The organism is Dietzia sp. CQ4 (assembly GCF_014145125.1).
GTDB lineage: Bacteria > Actinomycetota > Actinomycetes > Mycobacteriales > Mycobacteriaceae > Dietzia > Dietzia natronolimnaea.
In genome coordinates this window covers 1-1,326 of record NZ_JAALDZ010000417.1, presented here as the reverse complement: position 1 = coordinate 1,326, position 1,326 = coordinate 1, and the positions used below count along the sequence as shown (strand labels likewise).

Sequence of the window (1,326 nt, the reverse complement as noted above, 5' to 3'; positions counted from 1 at the left end):
GGGGGGGGGGGGGCGCCCGGTCACCACTCACGGTGGTTCTCCGGTGTGACCCGTGTCACCATGGGGTGTACTCGATCGGAGAGGCGATCTCGATGCCCGGAACCGTCAGCACACCGAACGTCAGAACACCGAACGTCAGAGCCCTGACCGCCACGGCCCTGACCGCCGGCCTGCTCGCGTCCTGGGCGCCCGCTGCATCCGCGGTCAACACCGACTCCCTCATGCCTCCGCCCGCCGGGTGTTCGGTGGACGTGCAGCGGATCGCCGCGCAGACCCCCGGGCCGTTCCCCGGGGTCGGGTGGACGGTGGGACAGAGCGGGAACCTGTGCGGTGAACTCGGCTACCTGTTCCTGGAGACCGCGGGCGGGACGGTCTCGTCGCCCACCCGTGTCGTGCTGTTCCACCGGGGCGAGCAGGTCGCGACGCAGCCCGGCACCACGCCGCGTGTCCTGCTCGGGCAGCACAGCGACTTCCACGTGGAGCTGCGCGTGCAACAGGAGCCGGTGGCGGGCCAACCGAATGCGGAGGCCGTCTACGCCTCCACCATCTACGTGTGGAACCCGTTCGCCGGCGCGGGGGACGCGACCCCGATCGGTCCGCTACCGCCCGGGATGACCCTCTAGCCAGGGCGACGGGGTGGCGACGTGACCGGGGCCGACGGAGTACGGGGAGGCGGTCGGTCGCCGGTCTACGCGGCCCTCGCGGTGGTCGTGGTGGTCGGGGTCCTCGTCGCGACCGTCACCACCGTCGCGCTGATGCGATCGCGAGACGAGACGTCTCCCGAGGTGACCGCCCCGGCCGGCCCCAGCACCACCGCGACCTCGACCCGGGCCTCTCGCGCCACCACCACCGCTCCCCCCACGGCCACCGCGGTCGTCCCCGCACCCGCGGCGGTGTGTGACGCCGGGGTGATCAACACCGACCTGGGGTACCCGGACAGCGGAGCGCGGATCATCGACTGCGACGCCGGCTGGGCGGTCATGGCCGGCGACATCTCGGGAGACCCGTTCTGGGTGGTGTTCCGGAACGGCCGGTGGCGGCAGGCCGATGGGGTCTCGATCTACACCATGACCTGCCCGGACGAGGCCATCGCGATGGGTGCCCCGGCGTGGATGGCCCGCAGGCACCTCGTCACCTGCCGCACGTCGATGACCTCCGCCGTCGTCCCCACGCCGCGCGCGATGACGACCCGGGGCGCGGCCCCGCCGACGACGATCCGGACCACGGCGGCCCCGACGACGACCCGGGCGCAGACGTCGATGCCGACCTCGACCCCCGCGACCTCGCAGACGCCGACGGGGGCGCCCTCCGACACCTCGACGGCCA

3 protein-coding genes are annotated in these 1,326 nt (G+C 73.2%); 1 reads left to right on the top strand and 2 read right to left on the bottom strand.

Annotated features, from left to right (window positions below):
* Positions 1–92: 92 nt before the first annotated feature.
* On the top strand, positions 93–623 hold the full coding sequence (locus tag G6031_RS18100) for a hypothetical protein (protein WP_182654027.1): 531 nt from the start codon (positions 93–95) through the stop codon (positions 621–623).
* A gap of 65 nt (positions 624–688) precedes the next feature.
* On the opposite strand, the gene G6031_RS18705 is transcribed toward G6031_RS18100, so the two are convergent.
* A complete protein-coding gene (locus tag G6031_RS18705) occupies positions 689–982 on the bottom strand; it encodes a hypothetical protein (protein WP_206682182.1) in 294 nt (97 codons plus the stop codon).
* 78 nt (positions 983–1,060) lie between these two features.
* Positions 1,061–1,326 (bottom strand): hypothetical protein (locus tag G6031_RS18700; protein ID WP_206682181.1); only part of this gene is annotated, 266 nt, incomplete at its 5' end.

Coding starts and splice junctions, on each gene's coding strand:
- G6031_RS18100 (WP_182654027.1), top strand. CDS start 93: ATGCCCGGAACCGTCAGCACACCGAACGTCAGAACACCGAACGTCAGA.
- G6031_RS18705 (WP_206682182.1), bottom strand. CDS start 982: ATGACCGCCCAGCCGGCGTCGCAGTCGATGATCCGCGCTCCGCTGTCC.